20 protein-coding genes are annotated in these 19637 nt (G+C 70.6%); 12 read left to right on the forward strand and 8 right to left on the reverse strand.

Annotation, left to right across the window (positions count from 1 at the left end):
• Window positions 1-178: 178 nt before the first annotated feature.
• Window positions 179-1519 (forward strand): transcriptional regulator, encoded by a 1341-nt coding sequence (locus OHT51_RS34370; protein ID WP_328882799.1) that lies wholly within the window; start codon window positions 179-181, stop codon window positions 1517-1519.
• 86 nt (window positions 1520-1605) lie between these two features.
• Window positions 1606-2133, forward strand: a complete 528-nt coding sequence (locus OHT51_RS34375) for an NUDIX hydrolase (protein WP_328882800.1) — start codon at window positions 1606-1608, stop codon at window positions 2131-2133.
• Here the strand turns inward: OHT51_RS34375 and OHT51_RS34380 are convergent.
• Together OHT51_RS34380 and OHT51_RS34385 are read right to left on the reverse strand one after the other, a co-directional pair.
• Window positions 2130-2387, reverse strand: a complete 258-nt coding sequence (locus OHT51_RS34380) for a hypothetical protein (RefSeq protein ID WP_328882801.1) — start codon at window positions 2385-2387, stop codon at window positions 2130-2132. The two genes, OHT51_RS34375 and OHT51_RS34380, sit on opposite strands and share 4 nt — an antisense overlap.
• A 184-nt stretch (window positions 2388-2571) precedes the next feature.
• Window positions 2572-3444 carry a 3-hydroxybutyryl-CoA dehydrogenase gene (locus tag OHT51_RS34385; RefSeq protein ID WP_328882802.1) on the reverse strand — a complete coding sequence of 291 codons (873 nt, stop codon included), beginning with the start codon at window positions 3442-3444 and terminating at the stop codon, window positions 2572-2574.
• A gap of 215 nt (window positions 3445-3659) precedes the next feature.
• Here OHT51_RS34385 and OHT51_RS34390 point away from each other — a divergent pair, with 215 nt between their 5' ends.
• Window positions 3660-4901, forward strand: a complete 1242-nt coding sequence (locus tag OHT51_RS34390) for a glycoside hydrolase family 10 protein (RefSeq protein WP_328882803.1) — start codon at window positions 3660-3662, stop codon at window positions 4899-4901.
• 13 nt (window positions 4902-4914) lie between these two features.
• On the opposite strand, the gene OHT51_RS34395 is transcribed toward OHT51_RS34390, so the two are convergent.
• Both OHT51_RS34395 and OHT51_RS34400 read right to left on the reverse strand, forming a co-directional pair.
• A complete protein-coding gene (locus OHT51_RS34395; protein ID WP_328882804.1) occupies window positions 4915-5109 on the reverse strand; it encodes a DUF1918 domain-containing protein in 195 nt (64 codons plus the stop codon).
• 93 nt (window positions 5110-5202) lie between these two features.
• Window positions 5203-6141, reverse strand: coding sequence for a DMT family transporter (locus OHT51_RS34400; RefSeq protein ID WP_328882805.1), 939 nt, complete (start codon window positions 6139-6141; stop codon window positions 5203-5205).
• On the opposite strand from OHT51_RS34400, the gene OHT51_RS34405 reads away from it, so the two are divergent.
• The 3 genes from OHT51_RS34405 (at window position 6140) to OHT51_RS34415 (ending at window position 8975) form a co-directional block, all read left to right on the forward strand.
• Window positions 6140-7612: an aminotransferase-like domain-containing protein gene (locus tag OHT51_RS34405; protein WP_328882806.1), complete on the forward strand. Its 1473-nt coding sequence runs from the start codon at window positions 6140-6142 to the stop codon at window positions 7610-7612. The two genes, OHT51_RS34400 and OHT51_RS34405, sit on opposite strands and share 2 nt — an antisense overlap.
• Before the next feature lie 149 nt (window positions 7613-7761).
• On the forward strand, window positions 7762-8196 hold the full coding sequence (locus tag OHT51_RS34410; protein ID WP_328882807.1) for a GNAT family N-acetyltransferase: 435 nt from the start codon (window positions 7762-7764) through the stop codon (window positions 8194-8196).
• 185 nt (window positions 8197-8381) lie between these two features.
• Window positions 8382-8975 (forward strand): histidine phosphatase family protein, encoded by a 594-nt coding sequence (locus OHT51_RS34415; protein WP_328882808.1) that lies wholly within the window; start codon window positions 8382-8384, stop codon window positions 8973-8975.
• On the opposite strand, the gene OHT51_RS34420 is transcribed toward OHT51_RS34415, so the two are convergent.
• Window positions 8957-9400: a DUF6314 family protein gene (locus tag OHT51_RS34420; RefSeq protein ID WP_328882809.1), complete on the reverse strand. Its 444-nt coding sequence runs from the start codon at window positions 9398-9400 to the stop codon at window positions 8957-8959. The genes OHT51_RS34415 and OHT51_RS34420 overlap by 19 nt on opposite strands.
• 126 nt (window positions 9401-9526) lie before the next feature.
• Between OHT51_RS34420 and OHT51_RS34425 the strand changes: the two genes are divergently transcribed.
• Entirely contained in the window at window positions 9527-12007 is a 2481-nt protein-coding gene (locus tag OHT51_RS34425; protein WP_328882810.1) for an alpha-L-arabinofuranosidase C-terminal domain-containing protein, read from the forward strand.
• A gap of 9 nt (window positions 12008-12016) precedes the next feature.
• Here OHT51_RS34425 and OHT51_RS34430 read toward each other — a convergent pair whose 3' ends face one another.
• Window positions 12017-12700 (reverse strand): DUF6215 domain-containing protein, encoded by a 684-nt coding sequence (locus tag OHT51_RS34430; RefSeq protein ID WP_328882811.1) that lies wholly within the window; start codon window positions 12698-12700, stop codon window positions 12017-12019.
• Window positions 12701-12870: 170 nt separating this feature from the next.
• Between OHT51_RS34430 and argC the strand changes: the two genes are divergently transcribed.
• The 5 genes from argC to OHT51_RS34455 are packed head-to-tail and all read left to right on the forward strand — an operon-like array spanning window position 12871 to window position 17713.
• On the forward strand, window positions 12871-13899 hold the full coding sequence (argC, locus tag OHT51_RS34435; protein ID WP_328882812.1) for an N-acetyl-gamma-glutamyl-phosphate reductase: 1029 nt from the start codon (window positions 12871-12873) through the stop codon (window positions 13897-13899).
• Window positions 13896-15047 carry a bifunctional glutamate N-acetyltransferase/amino-acid acetyltransferase ArgJ gene (argJ, locus tag OHT51_RS34440; RefSeq protein WP_328882813.1) on the forward strand — a complete coding sequence of 384 codons (1152 nt, stop codon included), beginning with the start codon at window positions 13896-13898 and terminating at the stop codon, window positions 15045-15047. Before argC ends, argJ begins: the two co-directional genes overlap by 4 nt.
• The gene (gene argB / locus OHT51_RS34445; RefSeq protein WP_328882814.1) at window positions 15044-15958 is read left to right on the forward strand and encodes an acetylglutamate kinase; all 915 of its coding nucleotides are present in this window, start codon (window positions 15044-15046) and stop codon (window positions 15956-15958) included. Before argJ ends, argB begins: the two co-directional genes overlap by 4 nt.
• A complete protein-coding gene (locus tag OHT51_RS34450; RefSeq protein WP_328882815.1) occupies window positions 15955-17151 on the forward strand; it encodes an acetylornithine transaminase in 1197 nt (398 codons plus the stop codon). Before argB ends, OHT51_RS34450 begins: the two co-directional genes overlap by 4 nt.
• Before the next feature lie 7 nt (window positions 17152-17158).
• A complete protein-coding gene (locus tag OHT51_RS34455; RefSeq protein ID WP_328428916.1) occupies window positions 17159-17713 on the forward strand; it encodes an arginine repressor in 555 nt (184 codons plus the stop codon).
• A gap of 40 nt (window positions 17714-17753) precedes the next feature.
• Here OHT51_RS34455 and OHT51_RS34460 read toward each other — a convergent pair whose 3' ends face one another.
• Window positions 17754-18494: an FAD:protein FMN transferase gene (locus OHT51_RS34460; protein ID WP_328882816.1), complete on the reverse strand. Its 741-nt coding sequence runs from the start codon at window positions 18492-18494 to the stop codon at window positions 17754-17756.
• Window positions 18495-18549: 55 nt separating this feature from the next.
• Entirely contained in the window at window positions 18550-19623 is a 1074-nt protein-coding gene (locus tag OHT51_RS34465) for an FMN-binding protein (RefSeq protein ID WP_328882817.1), read from the reverse strand.
• Window positions 19624-19637: the final 14 nt, after the last annotated feature.

Raw genomic sequence — 19637 nt, forward strand, 5'->3', positions numbered from 1 at the left:
GCCGCACTGTACGAGGGGGAGCCGGCGGCCCGGCCGGCCTCTTGCGAGGCATTTCAGTCAACCGGTCGGAAACTCTCCGCAACAGCGCGCGCACGCTGCGGATTCGCGTACTCCGTTCACACCCCGTGTGAACCGGTTCGCACTACTCTGACGACACCGAGGCACCCGGGGGGCATACATGCAGCCCAACACTCTGCTCGACGCGATCCTGGATGAGGCGGGGGTCTCGCACGCGGGGCTGGCCGCACACGTGAACCAGGCGGGGCGGGCGCGCGGGCTCGCGCTGAGATACGAACACACCGCCGTCGCGCGGTGGTTGAAGGGGCAGCGGCCACGCGGCCAGGTGCCCGACCTGATCTGCGAGGTGCTCGCCGCCCGGCTGCACCGCACCGTCACGCTCGACGACATCGGCCTCGGCGTGCCCGGCGAGCAGTCCGCCCTGCACACCACCTCGCTGTCCGGCTTCGTGGAGCGGGCCACCGCCCTGTGGCGTTCCGACGAGCAGCAACGACCCCATATCCTGGGCGCGCCGGCGGTCACCGGCACGCCCGCCGTGATGCCGGTGTGGGAGTGGGAGAACCCGCCCGAGGACGTGGATGTCTCGCGCGGTGGCCGGCACCGGGTCACCCCCGCCGACCTGGAGATGCTGCGCTCGGCCCGTACGCACTACGAGCAGATGTACCGCAAGGCGGGCGGCATGGCGACCCGCACCCGGATCGTCGGCTTCCTCAACGCCGAGGCCGCCCCGCTGCTGCGCGGCAGCTACACCGATGCGACGGGACGTCAACTGCACCGGGCGACGGGCGGGTTGGTGGCCATCGCGGGCATCTGTGCCTACGACTCCGACGCACACGGGCTCGCCCAGCGGTACTTCCATCAGGCGCTGCGGCTCGCGAAGGCCAGCGGGGACCGGGGGCTCGGCGCCTATGTGATCGCGCTGCTCGTCAACCAGGCCCTGTTCATGCGGGAGTTCCGCCAGGCCGTCGCCTTCGCCGAGGCCGCACTGCGGGCCGCGGGCAAGCACATCACCCCGGCGCTCGCCTCCGACCTGTACGCGATGCAGGCGAAGGCGTACGCACACCTCGGCGACGGCACGAGCGCCCTGTCCTGCATACGGCGTGCCGAGCAGGCCGCAGATCGCATCCGGCGCGGATACGAACCCGATGAGACCGGCTATGTCCAGCCGGGGTTGGTCAATGTCCAGGTGGCGGAGGCGCTGCTCAGCCTCGGGGAACTGGCAGCCGCTGGAGAGCATGCCGCGGCCGCCGTCGACAATCCCGCGCACGACCGGGGCCGGGTGCACCGGCTGGCCATGCTCAGCACGATCGAGCTGCGTCAGGGCAACGCCGACAAGGCGGTGGCCATCGCGGTGCAGATGGCCGAACAGGCCCGGGGAATGGAGTCCCAGCGCCTGCGCGACAGACTCCGGGCGGTACGCGAACACCTGGTGCGCAACGGCTGTGCGGGCACGGCCGAGGCGGCCGAACTCATCGACGGAGCACTGCGCGTACCGCTGTAGCCCGGCCGCGACGGGGCACCCGAGCACCGACACTTCATAGTCCCTGCTGCGATATTGCCACTTACTCGACGGAAGGTGGCAGAACCGTGCAGTGGACGAAACAGAGCGAACAAACTGTGTATGAAAACCGCTGGTTCACCGTCAACCTGGCAGACGTGGAACTGCCGGACGGGCGGCACCTGGACCACTTCCTGATACGGATGCGGCCGGTCGCCGTGGCCACGGTGGTCAATGAGGCGGGCGAGGTCCTCCTCCTGTGGCGCCACCGCTTCATCACCGACAGCTGGGGCTGGGAACTCGCGGCAGGCGTCGTCGAGGACGGTGAGGACATCGTCCGGGCGGCCGCCAGGGAGCTCGAGGAGGAGACCGGCTGGCGGCCGGGACCCCTGCACCACCTCATGAGCGTGGAGCCCTCCAACGGGCTCACCGATGCCCGGCACCACATCTACTGGGCCGACGAGGGCGAGTATGTCGGGCATCCCGTGGACGACTTCGAGTCGGACCGCCGGGAATGGGTTCCTCTCAAGCTCGTCCCCGACATGGTCGCCCGGGGGGAGGTCCCGGCCGCCAACATGGCGGCCGCGTTACTGATGCTGCACCATCTCCGGGTCTAGCGTCCCACCGCCTGCCAGATCGCCACGACGAGAGCACCCACGGCGGTGATGGCGGCGATCGCGGGCAGTGGCCAGCGTGCGTGTTCCAGTGTGTTGATCCGGGTGTTCAGCTCGTCCAGCTCCTTGGCGCTCTCCTCGGTGCGGTGCGTGAGCAGAGCCAGCCCGCCCTCCACACGGGCGTAGGCGACGTCGAGGCGACGTCGTAACTCTGCGAGTTCCCCTTGTACGACGGGATGCTCGGGATCGGCGGTCACTTGTCCGCTCCTTTCCGTAGTCATCTCACATCCCTGGCATGCGCAGGGAAAGTGAACTCGCCTGGTGGGTGCGTGGGGAGCGTGTGCGAGGGGCATATGCGAGCCCGGAGCGCACACGGTGTGTGAATGACGCGGGCCCTCGGTGCCGGGCCCGTGCGGTTGGCCGGAATCTGACCGTCCGTAATCAGCCGTAGGTGTAGAAGCCGGAGTTCGTCTTGCGGCCCAGCCGGCCCGCGTCGACCATGCGCAGCAGCAGCGGGGGAGCGGCGTACAGCGGCTCCTTGAACTCGTCGTACATGCTCTGCGCCACCGAGGCGACCGTGTCCAGACCGATCAGGTCGGACAGCTTCAGCGGGCCCATCGGGTGGGCGCAGCCGAGCTCCATGCCGTTGTCGATGTCCTCGCGGCTGGCGATGCCCGACTCGAACATCCGGATCGCGGAGAGGAGGTACGGGATCAGCAGCGCGTTCACGACGAAGCCGGACCGGTCCTGGGCGCGGATGGCGTGCTTGCCCAGCAGCTTCTCGGCGAACGACTGGGCACGGGCGATCGTGCCCTCGGAGGTGGTGAGCGCCGGGATCAGCTCGACGAGCTGCTGCACCGGGGCCGGGTTGAAGAAGTGGATGCCGATCACCTGGTCGGCGCGCGAGGTGGCGACCGCCAGCTTCACCAGCGGGATCGAGGAGGTGTTGGAGGCGAGGATCGCGTCCGGCCGGGTCACGACCTGGTCGAGCACCTGGAAGATCTCGGTCTTCACCTGCTCGCTCTCGACCACGGCCTCGATCACGAGGTCACGGTCGGCGAACTCGCCGAGGTCGGTGGTGAAGGACAGCCGCGCCTGCGTGGCGTCCCGCTCCTCCTCGGTGATCTTGCCGCGCTCGGCGGCCTTGGCCAGGGAACTGAACAGCCGGGTGCGGCCGAACTCCAGGGCCTCGCCGGTGGTCTCGGCGACCCTGACGTCCAGGCCGGCGCGGGCGCACACCTCGGCGATGCCCGCTCCCATCTGGCCGCAGCCCACCACGCCGACGCGTGCAATATCTCCGGAGATGCCGGTCACATCGTCCCCTTCGCTGATCCACGACTGCGGCAGGTCCGCCGTTGTTCGACGCCTGCTCCAAACCTGCACGTTACCTTCGGCGCAGCTTGATCGATCGTTCGGGTGCCTCATGAAAGGCTGACGCGGGGCCGGTCCTCAGGTGCGGACCGGTCGCGGGGTGGGCCCTTGACCACGGCACACGGAGGTACGAAGAGATGCTGCACCGGAAGTCACGGATGTCACGACGGGCTTTTTCGGTGACCGCCCTGGCGGCACTCGTGGCGTCAGGAAGCGCGATGGCGGCCGGCTCCGCCACGGCGGGCGGAACGGACCGGGCCCGGCGACGGGCGACCCGGGAGATGCGCGGCGTGTGGGTCGCCACCGTGGCGAACCGGGACTGGCCCTCCAAGCAGGGTCTGAGCGCCGACGAGCAGCGCGCCGAGCTGATCACCCACTTGGACACGGCGGTGGAGCGCCGCCTGAACACGGTGATCCTCCAGGTGCGGCCCACGGCCGACGCCCTGTGGCCGTCGCCGTACGAGCCCTGGTCGCAGGTCCTCACCGGCACCCAGGGCGAGGACCCCGGCTGGAACCCGCTCGGCACGGCCGTCGAGGAGGCCCACGCCCGCGGTCTTCAGCTGCATGCCTGGTTCAACCCGTACCGCATCGCCAACCACACGGACCTCGGCAGGCTGGCCGAGTCGCACCCCGCCCGTGAGCACGAGGACTGGGTGGTGACCTACGGCGGCAAGCTCTACTACAACCCGGGCCTGCCCGACGTCCGTGCGTTCGTGCAGCGGGCCATGCTCGACGCGGTGGAGCGGTACCCCCTCGACGGGGTCCACTTCGACGACTACTTCTATCCCTATCCGGTGGCCGGCCAGAGCTTCGACGACGACGAGGCCTACGACCGCTACGGCGGCGGCTTCACGGTCCGGGCCGACTGGCGGCGGGACAACATCGACAAGCTGGTGCTGGAGATGGCGGACGCCATCAGGCAGATCCGGCCCACCACCCAGTTCGGCATCAGCCCCTTCGGCGTGTGGCGCAACGCCGGCACCGACCCCCTCGGCTCCGACACCCGGGGCGGTGTGGAGACGTACGACGATCTGTACGCGGACACCCGTAAATGGGTCCGTGAGGGCTGGATCGACTACATCTGCCCGCAGTTGTACTGGAACATCGGTTTCGCGGCCGCCGACTACGCCGAGCTCGTGCCCTGGTGGGCGGAAGTGGCGCGGGGCAGCCGGACGAAGCTGTACGTGGGTGAGGCGCTCTACAAGGCCGGTGACCCGGCGCAGCCCGCGGCCTGGCAGAACCCGGCCGAGCTGTCCCGGCATCTGACGCTGGCCAAGGAGCACGCGGAGGTGGGCGGGCACGTGTACTTCGCCGCGAAGGAGGTGGCGACGGACCGGATCGGGACCATGGCGAGGGTCGTCGCCGACCACTACGGGCAGCCGGCGATTTCCCCGCGCTGATCTGATCGCCGGGTTACTTCATCGTGTTCCTGTGACGGATCTCGGTGTCGGGGCCGGGGGAGCACAGACCCTCGTGCCCGTCCTCGAAGCGGACGCGGTACGGGGGATTGCCCTCATGGCCCAGGATCTCGACGATCTCGCCGACCTTGTCGTGTTGCCCGACCACCCTGCCGTGCTGGACAAGCTGGTCGCCCACGGTTGCACGCATCTGTTGGGCCTCCTCACCAGGTGCGGGAGCAGCGGTCCGTGGCCTTGAGTCTACGGCGTGGAGCGGTGGTTGGAGGTGGGTCGTGCGGCCCGCTCAGCCACGCGCCCGCTGGGTCACGGCGATGCACACGAGCACCGCCGCGGCCGTCAGCGGGGCGGCCACTGTCAGGTGCTCGCCCAGCAGCAGCACCGACCACACCAGTGTGAGCAGGGGCTGGGCCAACTGCAACTGGCTGGCCTTCGGGATGCCGATGGCGGCCATGCCCCGGTACCAGACGACCATGCCGAGGAACTGCGAGCCCGCCGCGACCCACAGCAGCCCGGTGATGCCGTGCCAGGTCAGGTGCACGGGTTCGTGCGACAGCGCCAACGCGGCGACCGGGACGGTCAGCGGCAGACACAGCACCAGCGCCCAGCCGATCACCTGCCAGCCCGGCATGACCCGGGCCAGCCGGCCGCCCTCGGTGTAGCCGGCCGCGCACCCCAGCAGCGCCGCGAAGAGATAGAGGTCGGCCGTGGTCAGGGCGCCGCCGCTCTGCTGCACGGTGAAGGCGACCACCGCGGCGGCGCCCGCCAGCGCCGCCGTCCAGAAGGTGCGCGAGGGGCGGGTGCCGACGCGCAGGGCGGAGAACAGGGCCGTGGTCAGCGGGAGCAGACCGACCACGACGGCGGCGTGCGCGGTGGTGGAGGTCTGCAGCGCCAGCGTGGTGAGCAGGGGGAAGCCGAGGACCACTCCGGCGGCGACCACCGCCAGGCCCGCCCAGTGCCGGCGGGCGGGGAGCGGCACGCGCAGCGCCATCAGACAGACCCCCGCGATCAGCGCGGCCAGCAGGCTGCGCACGGCGACCAGGGACCAGGGGCCGAAGCTCTCCAGGCCCCAGGCGGTGGCGGGGAAGGTGAGGGAGAAGGCCGCGACCCCCAGCGCGGCCTGGAGGGTGCCTCCGACGGCCGTGGCGGCTGGGGCGACCGGCATTGGCTTGCCGCCGGTCACTGCTATCGAGCTTGGAGCGGTAGCGCTATTCTTGGTCCTCATGCAAGAGCGTAGCAGTGTCGGTGAACTGGCGAATCAGCTGAGGCGGGAGCTGGACCGCTACTCGCCAGGTGGAAAGCTGCCGTCGAGCCGTGCCCTCGTCGAGCGGTATCGCGTGAGCCCGGTGACCGTCTCCCGCGCCCTCGCGCAGCTGGCCGCCGAGGGGCTCGTGGTGACCCGGCCCGGCGCCGGAGCCTTCCGCGCCGAGGCGCACACGCGGACTCCTGCCGCCGGGGACACCTCCTGGCAGGAGGTGACGCTCAGCGCGGACGCCGCCGCGGAACAGGTGCCGCGCTCGGTGGACGCCTCCGGGGTGCTGGCCTCGCTCACCGCGCCGTCGCCCGGTGTGATCGAGTTCAACGGCGGCTATCTGCATCAGTCGCTGCAGCCGGAGCGGGCCATGGCCGCCGCGCTGTCCCGGGCCGGCCGACGGCCCGGGGCGTGGGGGAGGCCGCCCATGGAGGGGCTGCCGGAGCTGCGGGAGTGGTTCGCGCGCAGCATCGGCGGGCCGGGCGGCGCCGTCACCGCGGCCGAGGTGCTGATCACCTCTGGCGGCCAGTCGGCCCTGACGACCGCGCTGAGGGCACTCGCGCCGCCGGGCGCACCGGTGCTGGTGGAGTCACCGACGTACCCGGGCATGCTGGCGATCGCCCGCGCGGCGGGACTGCGCCCGGTCCCCGTCCCGGTCGACGCCGACGGCGTACGGCTGTCCCTGCTCGCCGACGCCTTCAAGGCGACCGGCGCCCGGGTCTTCGTCTGCCAGCCGCTGTTCCAGAACCCGACCGGCGCGCTGCTCGCCCCCGAGCGGCGCGGCGAGGTGCTGCGCATCGCACGCGAGGCCGGTGCCTTCGTCGTGGAGGACGACTTCGTACGACGGCTGGTGCACGAGGACGCGGGGCCGCTGCCGCGTCCGCTGGCCGCCGAGGACCCCGACGGCGTCGTCGTCCACGTCTGCTCGCTGACCAAGGCCACCTCGCCCAGCTTCCGGGTCAGCGCGCTCGCCGCCCGCGGCCCGGTGCTGGAGCGGCTGCGCGCGATCCAGGTCGTGGACACCTTCTTCGTACCGCGACCGTTGCAGGAGGCGGCGCTGGAGCTGGTCGGCTCGCCCGCCTGGCCGCGCCATCTGCGGGCGATCTCCGCCGAGTTGAGGACCCGCCGCGACACGATGACGGCCGCCCTGCGCCTCGACCTGCCCGAACTCGCCCTCCCGCACATCCCCTCCGGCGGCTACCACCTCTGGCTCCGCCTGCCCGACGGCAACGGAGGCACCTCCCAGGCTTTCGGCTCCGGGGGAGAGTCCGCCCTGACCTCCGCCGCCCTGCGCTCGGGCGTCGCGATCACCCCCGGCCGCCCCTACTTCAGCGCGGAGCCTTCGGCCGGGCACCTGCGGTTGAGCTTCGCGGCGGTGGCGGGGACGGGGGAGATCACGGAGGGGGTGCGGCGGCTGCGGGCGGCTTGGGACGAGGTGCGCTAGGTGCGGGACGGCGGTGCGAGGCCGCCCGCGAACTCCGCGGCAGTCGTCACCCCGGTCATGCCCGCAGCATCGCACCCGCCACTGACAACGCCCCGCTCACCGGGGAAAACCGCTCGACGCCGGCGCCCCCGGCCTGCGACTCTCGCCGCATGACCGACACCCCGCCCCTCGCCGAGGGCTACGAGATCTCCACCGAGGCCGACCGCATCGACGCCGAGCGCGTGCACCGCTGGCTGTCCACCGACGCGTACTGGGCGATGGGGCGGGAGCGGGAGAAGCAGGACCGGGCGATCGAGGGTTCGCTGAACTTCGGGGTGTACGAGATGGTTTCGGGGGAGCAGGTGGCGTATGCCCGGGTCGTCACCGACCGGGCGACCTTCGCGTGGCTCTGCGACGTGTACGTCGACCGGTCGGTGCGCGGCAAGGGGATCGGGACGGCGCTCGTCGGGGCCGTGCGCGAGCAGGTGCGGTCGTACGGGGTGAAGCGGATGCTGCTCGCCACGCACGACGCCCACGGGGTCTACGAGAAGCACGGCTTCGCGCCGCTGGAGAAGCCGGACCAGTGGATGGCGCTCTACTTCTGAGCTCGGGCCGTCTTCGAGGGCCGGGCGTCCGCTGCGGGGCGGACGTCGTGCTTGAACTTTCCAACTGATCGTTTTCCAGCGACATGTCCGTCTGATCCTGACCCCGCAGTAAAGCTTCGCCAACCCTCGGTGACAGCTGCACAACCTCTCTTGACCTGCGCACCTTCGCGACACACCATCGCCGCATGTCGCTTCGGGTCACGTTCGTCGCCGCCGCGCGCAGCTCCCCGCTGCTCGCCGAGCGCTTCGAGGACGGCCGGCCGCTGGACCAGGCCGGCTGGGACGAGGTGCAGCTCGCCGCGCGCGACCTGCTGCCGCTGGCGGCGGCCGAGCTGCGCTACTGCTCGCCGACCCCGCGCAGCCGTGCCACCGGCGACGCCCTCGGCTATGCACCGCTGGTGCAACTCGCCCTGCGCGACTGTGACATGGGCCGCTGGCGCGGGCTCACGCTCGGCGAGGCGATGGCCCGTGAGCCGGAGGCGGTGGACGCCTGGCTGGCCGACCCGCGGGGCACACCGCACGGCGGCGAGTCGCTGCTCGCGTTCATCGCCCGGGTCGGCAACTGGCTCGACACCCGGCCCGTGGAGGACGGCGGTCGTATCGTCGCCGTGGCCGAGCCGTCGGTGATCCGTGCCGCGCTGGTGTACGCGCTGAAGGCGCCGCCGTCGACGTACTGGAACATCGACGTGCGTCCTCTGTCGACGACCACCGTGACCGGCCGGGCCGGGCGTTGGTACCTCCGCCTCGAGGGGGCGCCGGTTCAGCCCTCGCGGGCGTAGTCGGTGGTGAGGACCAGGTCCTTGGCGGGGCCGCGCACCCGCCACACCGTCCGCCAGTGGTCCTCGTCGACGACGGTGAACTCGCCCCGGTAGAGGTCGGCCGAGCAGGGGTGGTCCGCGATGTGGTGCCCGGAGGTCAGATCGAGGTCGTGGAAGGGGCGGCCGTCGGAGAACCGGACGTCCGCGGTGCCCCGCGCGGTGCCGGGCAGGAAGCGCAGCGTCCGTTCGGCGGGCCTCGGGACGCCCCGCCAGACGAAGGTGCCGGACTCGTGATGCAGTAGCCCGCCGCCCTCCAGCGGGCCGAAAACCGTCGTACCGGAGAACACCCCCTCGTCCCCGCTCGCCAGATCCCGCACGGATCGGACGGCTCGCCAGCTCCCGGCGAGGTACGCCAGTGCATCCGGTACCGGCCAGAACTCGCCCATCCCGCCCTCACTTCCGACACTTTCGATACCGCGCGACCCGTTGACGCTCCGGATCCCCCTCCCTATCTTGCCGTTCGAAGTGTTGATCAGCGTCTGATATTTCGAACATCGAGCCGCGGAGTATCCATGCCACGCACCCCCAGCCGCTGGAGATTCGGCGTCGCCGCCACCGCCTTCCTGGCGGCAGCCGCCCTGATCCCGGCCCCCGCCCACGCCGAGGACGTCACCGACTACGCCATCACCGTCGACCCCACCGCTCAGGGCGCGAAGATCGACGACACGATGTACGGCGTCTTCTTCGAGGACATCAACCGGGCCGCGGACGGCGGTCTGTACGCCGAGCTCGTGCAGAACCGGTCCTTCGAGTACTCCACCGCCGACAACGGCTCCTACACCCCGCTCACCTCCTGGACGGCCGACGGCACCGCGCAGGTCGTGAACGACTCCGGCCGGCTCAACGAGCGCAACCGCAACTACCTCTCCCTCGGCGCCGGTTCGTCCGTCACGAACGCCGGATACAACACCGGCATCCGGGTCGAGCAGGGCAAGAGGTACGACTTCTCGGTGTGGGCGCGCGCCGAGAGCGGCAGCACCTTGAGCGTGGGCCTCAAGGATGCCGCCGGCGCGCTGGCGACCGCCCGCCAGGTGGCCGTGAAGGGCGGCTGGGCCCGGTACAAGGCCACGTTCACCGCGACCCGCACCAGCAGTCGCGGCCGTCTCGCCGTCGCCGCCACGGACGCGGCGGCCCTCGACATGGTGTCGCTGTTCCCGCGCGACACCTACAAGAACCAGGCGAACGGCCTGCGCAAGGACCTTGCGGAGAAGATCGCCGCGCTGCAGCCGGGCTTCGTGCGCTTCCCCGGCGGCTGCCTGGTCAACACCGGCTCCATGGAGGACTACAGCGAAGCCTCCGGCTGGCAGCGCAAGCGCTCCTACCAGTGGAAGGACACCATCGGCCCGGTCGAGCAGCGCGCGACCAATTCCAACTTCTGGGGCTACAACCAGAGCTACGGCCTCGGCTACTACGAGTACTTCCGCTTCTCCGAGGACATCGGCGCCATGCCGCTGCCCGTCGTCCCGGCCCTGGTGACCGGCTGCGGCCAGAACAAGGCAGTCGACGACGAGGCGTTGCTCAAGCGGCACATCCAGGACACCCTCGACCTCATCGAGTTCGCCAACGGCCCGGCGACCTCCAAGTGGGGCAAGGTCCGGGCGCAGATGGGCCACCCGAAGCCGTTCCACCTCACCCACCTGGAGGTCGGCAACGAGGAGAACCTCCCGAACGAGTTCTTCGCTCGGTTCCAGCAGTTCCGCGCCGCGATCGAGGCCAGGTACCCGGACATCACGGTCGTCTCCAACTCCGGTCCGGACGACAGCGGCACGACCTTCGACACCGCCTGGAAGCTGAACCGCGAGGCGAACGTCGAGATGGTCGACGAGCACTACTACAACAGCCCCGACTGGTTCCTGCAGAACAACGACCGCTACGACTCCTACGACCGCAGCGGCCCCAAGGTCTTCCTCGGCGAGTACGCCTCCCAGGGCAACGCCTGGAAGAACGGCCTCTCCGAAGCCGCGTTCATGACCGGCCTGGAGCGCAACGCGGACATCGTCAAGCTCGCCTCGTACGCCCCGCTGCTCGCCAACGAGGACTACGTCCAGTGGCGGCCGGACCTGGTCTGGTTCAACAACCGCTCCTCCTGGAACTCGACGAACTACGAGGTCCAGAAGCTGTTCATGAACAACGTCGGCGACCGGGTCGTCCCCTCGAAGGCGACCACCACGCCGGACGTCAGCGGCCCGATCGCCGGTGCCGTCGGCCTCTCGACGTGGGCGACCAGTGCCGCGTACGACGACGTGAAGGTCACGGCGGCGGACGGGTCGACGCTGCTCAGCGACGACTTCTCCGGCGACGCCTCGAAGTGGACGCACTCCGGCGGCGGCAGCTGGAGCGTCCAGGACGGCCAGTACGTGCAGAGCGACGTGGCCGCCGAGAACACGATGGTGTCGGCCGGCGACCCGAGCTGGCACGACTACGACCTGCATGTGAAGGCCACCAAGAAGTCCGGCAAGGAGGGCTTCCTCGTCGCGTTCGGCGTCAAGGACACCGGCAACTACTACTGGTGGAACCTGGGCGGCTGGAACAACACCCAGTCCGCGATCGAGCAGGCCGTGGACGGCGGCAAGGGCACGCTGATGACGAAGGCCGGGTCGATCGAGACGGGCCGTGCCTACGACATCGACATCAAGGTGCGCGGCCGCCAGGTCACCCTCTACCTCGACGGCAAGGAGTGGGGCAGCTTCACCGACGACAAGCCGGCCGAGCCGTTCCGCCAGGTCGTCACCGAGGACACCCGCACCGGTGACCTGATCGTCAAGGTCGTCAACGCCCGGTCGGCCCCGGCCCGCACGGCGATCGACCTGGGTGGCGCCGAGGTCGCCGCCAAGGCCCGGGTCACCACCCTGGCCGCCGACCAGGACGCGGTGAACACCGAGACGGACGCCCCGGTCACGCCCGTGACGTCCACCTTCTCGGGGGTCGCCGACGAGTTCACGTACACCTTCCCGGCGAACTCCGTGACGTTCCTGAGGATCAAGCAGAGGTGACGAAGCGCGTCAGCTGCCGGCGGCCCATCCCGGGACCGTCGGCAGCACCTTCTCGGCGACCCGCAGCAGTACGGCGTCGTCCGGCACCATGCCGTCCGAACGCCACAGGGTCACGTCGTAGGATCCGCCGCCGTCCTTCGCGTCCTGGGCCACCATGAGGGCGCGGAGCGGGACGCCGGTACCGGCCTCGGCGTCGCCCCCGTCGAGGCGGAAGTTGATCCTGATGGTCCGGTCCGAGTACAGCACCGCCGGACGGTCCAGAACCGTATGCTGCTCCCCCTCCCCGAGCAGTGCGTGGGACCCGGCCACGGGGAGGTCGTCGTAGGTGGCCGACAGCGTCACGGTGTAGGTGTCGAACTCGACCTCCGCGGAGGGCATCGGGATGTCCTTGCCGCCTTCGAGTCCGGCGGAGCCGTCGTTGCCGAAGGCGGTCTTCGCGGTCTCGGCCGGTGTGCCCAGCAACTTCGCGAGATCGGGGCGCAGCAGGGCCTCGCACAGCTGCTTTCCGGTCACCCGCCCGGTGCTCTTGCCGGGTTCCTCGTCGGAGCACGTGGCTGCCGGTGGACCGCTGTTCCCGGATGTCCCCTCGGACACCCACAGACCGGCGGCGATCGCGGCGAACAGCGCCACGGCCGCGACGGCCTGCCCCCACGCGTTGTGGCCTTGTTCCGGCGTGCCGATCTTTTCGGCCATGTGCCCCCACCTGCCGTGATCCCCTGATGTTCGCCGGGGGACAGTAGCTCATGGGCATGTCCTGGACAAAGCTGGTTCTCCCGGCCCGCTTCGGGGGCGGGACACCATGAATCCTGATTGCATAAACCTGCGGCGAAACGTATAGTCATGCCGTCTAGGAGGAGGAGTCCATGGCGGTACGTGCGGCAGTGGCCGGAGCGAGTGGGTACGCGGGCGGGGAACTGCTGCGTCTGCTCCTGGCGCACCCCGAGGTCGAGACAGGGGCCCTGACCGGGCACTCGAACGCGGGCCAGCGGCTGGGTGCGCTGCAACCGCACCTGCTGCCCCTCGCCGACCGTGTGCTCCAGGAGACCACCCCCGAGGTGCTCGCCGGGCATGACGTCGTCTTCCTCGCGCTGCCGCACGGCCAGTCCGCCGCCGTCGCCGAGCAGCTCGGCCCGGATGTGCTGGTCGTCGACATGGGCGCCGACTTCCGGCTGAAGGACGCGGGCGACTGGGAGACGTTCTACGGCTCCCCGCACGCCGGCACCTGGCCGTACGGCCTTCCCGAGCTGCCGGGCGGCCGCGCCGCGCTCGCGGGGTCCAAGCGCATCGCGGTACCCGGCTGCTACCCGACCGCCGCCTCGCTCGCCCTGTTCCCGGCCTACGCCGCCGGCCTCGCCGAGCCCGAGGCCGTGATCGTCGCCGCCTCCGGCACGTCCGGCGCGGGCAAGGCGCTCAAGCCCCATCTGCTGGGCAGCGAAGTCATGGGCTCCATGTCGCCGTACGGCGTCGGCGGCGGGCACCGGCACACGCCCGAGATGATCCAGAACCTCAGCGCGGCGGCGGGGGAGCGGGTCTCTGTCTCCTTCACTCCGACCCTCGCTCCCATGCCCCGCGGCATCCTCGCCACGTGCACCGCGAAGGCGAAGGACGGGGTCAGCGGCGAGTCCGTCCGCGCCGCCTACGAGAAGGCCCTCGCCGACGAGCCCTTCGTCCACCTCCTCCCCGAGGGGCAGTGGCCCGCCACGGCGTCCGTCTACGGTTCGAACGCCGTTCAGGTGCAGGTCGCATTCGACGCCGCCGCGAACCGCATCATCGCGATCAGCGCCATCGACAACCTGACCAAGGGCACGGCCGGCGGCGCCGTCCAGAGCATGAACATCGCCCTCGGGTTTCACGAGAACACCGGGCTTTCCACGATCGGAGTCGCACCGTGAGCGTCACGGCCGCAAAGGGATTCACGGCGGCGGGCATCGCCGCCGGGATCAAGGAGAACGGCAACCCGGACCTGGCCCTCGTGGTCAACAACGGGCCCCGCCGCGCCGCCGCCGGTGTCTTCACCTCCAACCGAGTGAAGGCAGCGCCGGTGCTGTGGTCCGAGCAGGTGCTGAAGAGCGGCGAGGTGTCCGCCGTCGTCCTCAACTCCGGTGGCGCCAACGCCTGTACGGGCCCCAAAGGGTTCCAGGACACCCACGCCACCGCCGAGAAGGTCGCCGAGGTGCTCGGCCGCGGCGCCATCGAGGTCGCCGTCTGCTCGACCGGCCTGATCGGCGTCCTGCTGCCGATGGACAAGCTGCTCCCCGGCGTCGAGACCGCCGCGGACCAGCTCTCCGAGCACGGCGGCGAGAAGGCCGCCATCGCCATCAAGACCACGGACACCGTCCACAAGACGTCCGTCGTGACCAAGGACGGCTGGACCGTCGGCGGGATGGCGAAGGGCGCGGGCATGCTCGCCCCCGGGCTCGCCACCATGCTGGTCGTCCTCACCACCGACGCCGTCCTCGACAGCGACGTACTGGACAGGGCACTCCGGGCGGCGACACGCACGACCTTCGACCGCGTCGACTCCGACGGCTGCATGTCCACCAACGACACCGTGCTGCTGCTCGCCTCCGGGGCGGCGGACGTCACCCCGGCATACGAGGAGTTCGCCGAGGCCGTACGGCAGGTCTGTGACGACCTCGGTCAGCAGCTGATCCGGGACGCCGAGGGCGCCAGCAAGGACATCAAGGTCGAGGTGATCAACGCCGCGACCGAGGACGACGCCGTCGAGGTGGGCCGCTCCGTCGCCCGCAACAACCTCCTGAAGTGCGCCATCCACGGCGAGGACCCCAACTGGGGCCGTGTCCTCTCGGCGATCGGCACGACGTCCGCCGCCTTCGAGCCGGACCGGCTCAACGTCGCCATCAACGGCGTCTGGGTGTGCAAGAACGGCGGCGTCGGCGAGGACCGCGAGAAGGTCGACATGCGCTACCGCGAGGTGCACATCGTCGCCGACCTCGCCGCCGGGTCCGAGACCGCCACCATCTGGACCAACGACCTCACCGCCGACTACGTCCACGAGAACAGCGCGTACTCCTCATGAGCAACTCACCCGCGCGCAAGCACACCGCGCTCCCCAAGGCCCAGATCCTCATCGAGGCCCTCCCCTGGCTGGTCCGGCACAACGGCAAGACCGTCGTCATCAAGTTCGGCGGCAACGCCATGGTCGACGAGGAGCTGAAGGCCGCCTTCGCCCAGGACGTCGTCTTCCTGCACCACGCCGGCCTCAAGCCGGTCGTCGTGCACGGCGGCGGCCCGCAGATCAGCGCCGCCCTCGACAAGCACGGCATCGTCAGCGAGTTCAAGGCGGGGCTCCGGGTCACCACCGAGGACGCCATGGACGTCGTACGGATGGTGCTGGCCGGGCACGTCCAGCGGGAACTGGTCGGGCTGCTCAACCAGCACGGTCCGCTGGCCGTCGGCCTGACCGGCGAGGACGCGCACACCATCACCGCCACCCGGCACCAGCCCGAGATCGACGGCGAGCTCGTCGACATCGGCCGGGTCGGCGAGATCACCGCCATCGACACGGGCGCGATCGAGGCGCTGCTGGCCGACGGCCGGATCCCGGTCGTCTCGTCGATCGCCCGGAGCCAGGACGACGGACATGTCTACAACGTCAATGCTGATACGGCGGCTGCGGCACTCGCTGCTGCGCTGGGCGCCGAAACCCTCATGGTCCTCACCGACGTCGAGGGCCTCTACGAGGACTGGCCCCACTCCGACGAGGTGATCAGCCGCCTCACCGCTTCCCAACTGGAGAAGCTGCTGCCGGAGTTGTCCTCCGGCATGGTGCCGAAGATGGAGGGCTGCCTGCACGCGGTCCGGGGCGGCGTGACCACCGCCCGCGTCATCGACGGCCGGGTCCAGCACTCGATCCTGCTGGAGATCTTCACCGACGAGGGCATCGGCACGATGGTCGTGGCGGACGCCGAAGAGGGGGATGCCGAATGACCGGCAATCAGGAGCTCACCCAGCGCTGGCAGGGCTCCCTCATGAACAACTACGGCACCCCGAGGCTGCCCCTCGTCCGCGGTGCGGGCCTCAAGGTCTGGGACACCGAGGGCCGGCAGTACCTCGACTTCGTCGGCGGCATCGCCACCAACGCGCTCGGCCACGCCCACCCCGCGATCGTGGAGGCCGTGAGCAAGCAGGTCGCCTCCCTCGGCCACATCTCCAACTTCTTCATGGCCGAGCCGACCGTCGCCCTCGCCGAGCGGCTGCTCCAGCTCTTCGGCCGGGACGGCAAGGTCTTCTTCTGCAACTCCGGCGCCGAGGCCAACGAGGCCGCGTTCAAGATCGGCCGGCTGACCGGGCGGACCCACATGGTCGCCACCGACGGCGGCTTCCACGGCCGGACCATGGGCGCCCTCGCGCTCACCGGCCAGCCCGCCAAGCAGGAGCCCTTCCTGCCGCTGCCCGGCGACGTCACGCACGTGCCGTACGGGGACGCGCAGGCGTTGGCCGCCGCGGTCACCGAGGAGACCGCCCTCGTGATCATCGAACCGGTCCAGGGCGAGAACGGCGTGGTCGTGCCACCCCCCGGCTACCTCAAAGCGGCCCGGGCCATCACGGCGGCGACCGGCTCGCTGCTGGTGCTCGACGAGGTGCAGACCGGTGTCGGCCGGTCGGGGCACTGGTTCGCGTACCAGGCCCACGAAGGCGTGCTGCCCGACCTGGTCACCCTCGCCAAGCAGCTCGGCGGCGGGCTGCCGCTGGGCGCGACCGTCGCCTTCGGGCGGGCCGCGGAGCTGCTGCAGCCCGGCCAGCACGGGACGACGTTCGGCGGGAACCCGGTCGCGTGTGCCGCCGGTCTAGCCGTGCTGGACACCATCGCGAACGACGGGTTGCTGGAGAACGTCAAGCGGCAGAGCGAGAAGTTGCGGGACGGGATCGAGGCGCTGGGCCACCCGTTGATCGGTCATGTCCGGGGCGCGGGACTGCTCCTGGGTATCGTGCTCACCGAGCCGCACGCCGCCAAGGTGCAGCAGGTGGCTCAGGACGCCGGTTTCCTGGTGAACGCGCCCGCCCCCGATGTCGTACGGCTCATGCCGCCGCTGAACCTCGGTGACGACGAAGTGGAGGCGCTTCTTCAGGCCCTTCCCGGCATCCTGGACCAGGCCAACGGGGACGGATCCGGAGAATGAGACGACGATGAGTCAGGCGCAGGACCACGGGCACAACGAGGCGAACGGGGCCGTCGGGCCTGCCGTGCCGCAGACCCGCACCGCACGCCACCGCCGGATCGTGGACATCCTCAACCGGCAGCCCGTGCGCTCGCAGAGTCAGCTGGCGAAGCTGCTGTCGGACGACGGGCTGAGCGTCACTCAGGCGACGCTCTCCCGGGATCTGGACGAGCTCAACGCGGTGAAGATCCGCAACAACGACGGTGACCTGATCTACGCGGTGCCGAGCGAGGGCGGCTTTCGTACTCCTCGGGCGCCGCTCGGGGAGTCGGCGAAGGAGGAGCGGATGCGGCGGTTGTCGCAGGAGCTGCTCATCTCCGCGGAGGCCTCTGCGAATCTCGTGGTCCTGCGTACCCCTCCGGGGGCCGCGCAATTTCTGGCCTCGGCCATCGATCAGGCCGAGCTGCAGGACATCCTGGGGACGATTGCCGGTGACGATACGTTGCTGCTGATCAGCCGGAACCCAACGGGGGGTCAGGCCCTGGCCGATCATTTGTTGAGGTTGGCTCAGAACGGCCACTGAGCGGGGGCGGTGGGTTCCACACGCCCCCTGGCATCTCGACTTACCCGAGTCGAGATGCCAAGCCGCCTGTGCATCTCACCTCGTCGCCTGCCGTGATCAGCAGGGCCTCCACGTCGGGCAGCGACTCCAGCCAGCGCAGGCCCTGCCGCGAACCCATCGCGAAAGCCGCCGTCGCCCAGCAGTCCGCCCAGGTCAGACTGGGTGCCACCACCGTCACCGCCACCAGGTCCGTCACCGCTGAGCGGCCCGTGCGGGGGTCGACGATGTGGTCGCCCCGTTCTGCCGTGCCGGAGGTGGCGACCGCCAGTTCGGACGCGCCGGCGGCCGAGATGACTGCCGCGAGGCCGCCGGGGCGCAGGGGGTCGGAGACGCCCACCCGCCAGGGGCGCTGAGGGCCCGGCACGCCCAGCAGCTGGACGTCGCCGCCGCCGTTGAGGCTGACGCCGGTCACACCGGGGAGGTCCACGAGGCGGCGGGCCGCGCGTTCGGCGGACCAGCCCTTGACGATGCCGGTCGGGTCGAGGCGGCCCTCGTACCTCGTGCTGAACCAGCCCTCGCTGAGCCGCTCCGCCTCGGCGCCCAGCTCCAGCACTTCGGCGACCTCCGGATCGCACTCCTCGACGGTCAGCTCACCGCGCGCCAGCCGGGAGATCTGGCTGTCGTCGCGGTAGGTGCTGAACACCTCGTCGACCCGGTGCAGCCCCGCGACGGCCTCGCCCAGCGCCGCCTGCACGGCACCGGGGTCCCCGCCGCGGACGTCGAAGGAGAAGACCGTCCCCATGACCTCCTCCGCATGACGCACCGCGGCGGGAGCTTCTGCCGGTTCCGCCACCGTGTCAGCCACCGGCCTGATCCAGTGCGGACTGGAGGGATTCCTTGTAGCCGTTGCTGGTGTAGGTGGCTCCGGAGACGGCGTCGACGTCGGCGGTTCCGGTGGCGACGGCGGCCTGGTTGAGTTTGGGTACGGCGTTGGCGGTGATCTGGTCGCTCTGGCCGCCCTTGGGTGCCTGGACGGCCTCGGCCTTGGTGATCTTTCCGCCGGCGACGGTGATGCGGACCTGAACCGCGCCGTACTGCGTCTGGGAGACGCTGCCGGTGACCGTGCGGGCCTGAGCGGCGCCGCCGCCCGAACCCTGGGAGCCGGAACCCTGTGACGAACCCGCGCTCGCCTTCGCCTTGTCCAGAGCCGACTGGAGCGATTCCTTGTAGCCGTTGCTGGTGTAGGTGGCTCCGGAGACGGCGTCGATGTCGGCGGTTCCGGTGGCTACGGCGGCCTGGTTGAGCTTGGGTACGGCGTTGGCGGTGACCTTGTCGCTCTGGCCGCCCTTGGGTGCCTGGACGGCCTCGGCCTTGGTGATCTTTCCGCCGGCCACGGTGACACGGACCTGAACCGCGCCGTACTGCGTCTGGACGGCGTCGCCGGTGACGGTGGCGGCCTGGGCGGAGCCGCCCGAGCCCTGGGAGCCGGCGCTCGCGTTCGCCTTGTCGATCGCCGACTGGACGGACTTCTTGTAGCCGTTGCTGGTGTACGTCGCCCCGGACACGGCGTCGACGTTCGCGCTCTGGGCGGTGACCACCGCCTGGTTGAGCTTGGGTACGGCGTTCGCGGTGATCTGGTCGCTCTGGCCGCCCTTGGGTGCCTGGACCGCCTCGGCCTTGGTGATCTTTCCGTTGGCCACGGTCAGCCGCACCTGCACGGCGCCGTACTGGGTCTGCGCCGCGTCACCGGTGACCGTGCCGGACGCCGCCTGGGCGCCGCCCTGGGCCGAGGCCGCCGGCGGTGCGCCGACACCCGCCGCCTGCGCGGAGCCCGGGTCGGTCGCCGGCTTCAGCGACAGCAGCAGCACGATCCCGGACACGGTGGCGGCACCTGCCAGCACAACGCGGCGGATCGGGTGACTCTTCCTCATGGCTTCTACAGCTC

It is taken from the genome of Streptomyces sp. NBC_00299 (genome assembly GCF_036173045.1).
Taxonomy (GTDB): Bacteria; Actinomycetota; Actinomycetes; order Streptomycetales; family Streptomycetaceae; genus Streptomyces; species Streptomyces machairae.

What these genes read in the sequence shown, in the direction of transcription:
- OHT51_RS34370 (WP_328882799.1), top strand. Translation starts at nt 179, where the DNA reads ATGCAGCCCAACACTCTGCTCGACGCGATCCTGGATGAGGCGGGGGTC.
- OHT51_RS34390 (WP_328882803.1), top strand. Translation starts at nt 3,660, where the DNA reads ATGTCACGACGGGCTTTTTCGGTGACCGCCCTGGCGGCACTCGTGGCG.
- OHT51_RS34395 (WP_328882804.1), bottom strand. Translation starts at nt 5,109, where the DNA reads ATGCGTGCAACCGTGGGCGACCAGCTTGTCCAGCACGGCAGGGTGGTC.
- OHT51_RS34405 (WP_328882806.1), top strand. Translation starts at nt 6,140, where the DNA reads ATGCAAGAGCGTAGCAGTGTCGGTGAACTGGCGAATCAGCTGAGGCGG.
- OHT51_RS34400 (WP_328882805.1), bottom strand. Translation starts at nt 6,141, where the DNA reads ATGAGGACCAAGAATAGCGCTACCGCTCCAAGCTCGATAGCAGTGACC.
- OHT51_RS34410 (WP_328882807.1), top strand. Translation starts at nt 7,762, where the DNA reads ATGACCGACACCCCGCCCCTCGCCGAGGGCTACGAGATCTCCACCGAG.
- OHT51_RS34415 (WP_328882808.1), top strand. Translation starts at nt 8,382, where the DNA reads ATGTCGCTTCGGGTCACGTTCGTCGCCGCCGCGCGCAGCTCCCCGCTG.
- OHT51_RS34420 (WP_328882809.1), bottom strand. Translation starts at nt 9,400, where the DNA reads ATGGGCGAGTTCTGGCCGGTACCGGATGCACTGGCGTACCTCGCCGGG.
- OHT51_RS34425 (WP_328882810.1), top strand. Translation starts at nt 9,527, where the DNA reads ATGCCACGCACCCCCAGCCGCTGGAGATTCGGCGTCGCCGCCACCGCC.
- OHT51_RS34430 (WP_328882811.1), bottom strand. Translation starts at nt 12,700, where the DNA reads ATGGCCGAAAAGATCGGCACGCCGGAACAAGGCCACAACGCGTGGGGG.
- argC (WP_328882812.1), top strand. Translation starts at nt 12,871, where the DNA reads ATGGCGGTACGTGCGGCAGTGGCCGGAGCGAGTGGGTACGCGGGCGGG.
- argB (WP_328882814.1), top strand. Translation starts at nt 15,044, where the DNA reads ATGAGCAACTCACCCGCGCGCAAGCACACCGCGCTCCCCAAGGCCCAG.
- OHT51_RS34450 (WP_328882815.1), top strand. Translation starts at nt 15,955, where the DNA reads ATGACCGGCAATCAGGAGCTCACCCAGCGCTGGCAGGGCTCCCTCATG.
- OHT51_RS34455 (WP_328428916.1), top strand. Translation starts at nt 17,159, where the DNA reads ATGAGTCAGGCGCAGGACCACGGGCACAACGAGGCGAACGGGGCCGTC.
- OHT51_RS34460 (WP_328882816.1), bottom strand. Translation starts at nt 18,494, where the DNA reads ATGGGGACGGTCTTCTCCTTCGACGTCCGCGGCGGGGACCCCGGTGCC.
- OHT51_RS34465 (WP_328882817.1), bottom strand. Translation starts at nt 19,623, where the DNA reads ATGAGGAAGAGTCACCCGATCCGCCGCGTTGTGCTGGCAGGTGCCGCC.